Here is a 2,195-nt window from a genome sequence, read left to right as displayed (position 1 = left end):
CTGGAAGACGAAGCCCAGGGTGCGGTTGCGCACGATGGCCAGGCCGTTGCGGTCCAGACGCGACACGTCCTGGCCGTCCAGGAAGTACTGGCCCGCGGTGGGCCGGTCCAGGCAGCCGAGGATGTTCATCAGCGTGGACTTGCCCGAGCCGCTCGAGCCCATGATGGCCACGAAGTCGCCCGTGCCCACCGAGAAGTCCACTCCGCGCAGGGCATGCACCTCGACGTCGCCGGAGCGGTACACCTTGCGCACGCCTCGAAGCTCGACGAGTGAGCGCTGCGCTCCCTTGCCGTTCATGTCCTCTCCCCGTGCCATGGCTAGAACGGCCCCCGCCGGAACGCGCCGCCGCCGGCCCGTCCACCGGCGCCCGGCATGCCCCCGGAGGCCGGTGCCGAGCCCGAGGCCCGCGCGCTCGCGGCCTCCCCGGTGATGACGGAGTCCCCCTCGCGCAGCTCCCCGGACACCACCTCCATGTTCGAGCCGTCCGTCAGCCCGAGCCGCACGCGCACGGGCACGGGGCGCGCCTGGCGCAGCACGTAGAGGGCGCGCGAGCCGTCCTCCGCCTGGGCCGGAGCGCCGGAGCCGGGCTGGTCCGCGGGGCGGAAGCGCAGCGCCGCGTTGGGCACGCTCAGCACGTTCTCCCGGCGCGCGGTGACGATGGTGACGTTGGCCGTCATCCCCGGCTTGAGTTTCAGGTCCGGGTTCTCCACGTCGATGACGGCGTCGTAGGTGACGACGTTCTGCACCGTCGACGCCGCGTTGCGAATCTGCCGGACCACGCCCTTGAAGCGCTCACCGGGCCAGGCGTCCACGGTGAAGGTGGTGGCCATGCCGGGCTCCAGACGGCCCACGTCCGACTCGGCCACGCTGGTGTTCACCTGCATCTTGCGCAGGTCCTCGGCGATGGTGAACAGCGTCGGCGCCTGGAGCGAGGCGGCCACCGTCTGGCCCACGTCCACGCTGCGGGAGATGACGATTCCGTCCGTGGGCGAGACGATGGTGGTGTAGCGCAGGTTCACCTCCGCCTCGTTGAGCGAGGCCTGCGCCTGCGCCAGCGAGCCCTCGGAGGCGGCCACCTGGGCCTGCGCGGACTGCGCGGAGGCCTCGGCGGACTCCAGCTCCGCCTGCGCGATGTACTGCTTGTCGCGCAGCGCCCGCGAGCGCTCCGCCTGGCGCCGGGCGTTCTCCGCCTCCACCCGGGCCTTCTGGAGGTTGGCCTTGGCCGCCAGCACGTTCGCCCGCGCCCGCTCCACCGCGGACTGGGAGAGCTGCGGGTCGATGCGGGCAATCACCTGCCCCTTCTTCACCTGCGAGTTGTAGTCCACCAGGATTTCCTGGATGCGGCCGGACACCTGGCTGCCCACCTGCACCGTCACCAGCGCGGACAGGGTGCCCGTGGCCGTCACCCGCGAGACGATGTCGCGTCGTGCCACGGGGGCCGTCTCGTGGGTGCTGACCGGCGCCCGCGCTCCGCTCCGCGCCCGCCACACACCCACCGCGGCCACGACCAGAGCGAGGGCCAGCAGACCCCAGGCCCACCGCCTCGGCCGCCGTGCCCCCAGCTCGGCCTCCAACGACACGGGCGCGGGTGGCAGCTCCGGACTTCCCTTCGCCATTTCGATTCCTGACCTCATGGCCTAAGAGACTAGGAGCCGCTCTTTTTCAGTGAATGACCGCCGGATTAAGTTTGATGACGGAGGACGACCCTGCCCGCCTGCCAGCCGCTCAGTCCTGGACGTCCTGACAGACCGAGCCCGCGCCACAGATGATGAACGTGGTGTTGAAGAAGTCCGTTCCACTCGAGCAAGACGTGATGCGGATGCGCTCCAGGCACGTCTCGAGCCCTTTCTCGTTGATGGCAGGGCAGTTATCCGCCGTCCACCTGGCCTGGAAGAAATCACGGGACTTCACCTCACACTCATTCCGGTCCTGGAACTCCCTGCCCTCGCCGGAGCCGATTTCCTCACACTCCTCGTAATAGTCGCAGGCAGCTTCGGTGGCCTCTCCTTGCGCATCCTCGCGGGTGGTGGGGCCACACGCGGGGAGAAGGAGGAGCAGGGACAGCAGGGAAAGAGAGGATGAGATGCGCATACGGGTACCTCGCGATGCGGGGTGAGAGATGGGCACGGCTTACCATGGCTTCCGTATTCCATTCATGGGAGGGGCTGTGGGCGGCCGAGGGTCGAGCCTTCCTG

The 2,195-nt window shown here is 69.4% G+C and carries 3 protein-coding genes; all 3 read right to left on the bottom strand.

Features of this window, described 5'->3' with window-relative positions; all coding sequences use genetic code 11:
- Nucleotides 1-297: ATP-binding cassette domain-containing protein (locus VF794_RS13640; RefSeq protein WP_331110447.1), on the bottom strand; the 297-nt coding region annotated here is incomplete at its 3' end.
- A gap of 20 nt (nt 298-317) precedes the next feature.
- Nucleotides 318-1,616 carry an efflux RND transporter periplasmic adaptor subunit gene (locus VF794_RS13635; RefSeq protein WP_331110445.1) on the bottom strand — a complete coding sequence of 433 codons (1,299 nt, stop codon included), beginning with the start codon at nt 1,614-1,616 and terminating at the stop codon, nt 318-320.
- 109 nt (nt 1,617-1,725) lie between these two features.
- Nucleotides 1,726-2,091 carry a DUF6184 family natural product biosynthesis lipoprotein gene (locus VF794_RS13630; RefSeq protein WP_331110444.1) on the bottom strand — a complete coding sequence of 122 codons (366 nt, stop codon included), beginning with the start codon at nt 2,089-2,091 and terminating at the stop codon, nt 1,726-1,728.
- Nucleotides 2,092-2,195 lie beyond the last annotated feature (104 nt).

Origin of the sequence: Archangium sp., assembly GCF_036389735.1 — a bacterium.
In the GTDB taxonomy this organism is placed as follows: Bacteria; Myxococcota; Myxococcia; order Myxococcales; family Myxococcaceae; genus Archangium.
The sequence above is the reverse complement of the archived record's forward strand: the minus strand, read 5'-3'. Positions and strand labels throughout refer to the sequence as shown.

Bases quoted from the DNA above. Each gene is read 5' to 3' on its own strand.
- VF794_RS13635 (WP_331110445.1), bottom strand. From the start codon at position 1,616: ATGGCGAAGGGAAGTCCGGAGCTGCCACCCGCGCCCGTGTCGTTGGAG.
- VF794_RS13630 (WP_331110444.1), bottom strand. From the start codon at position 2,091: ATGCGCATCTCATCCTCTCTTTCCCTGCTGTCCCTGCTCCTCCTTCTC.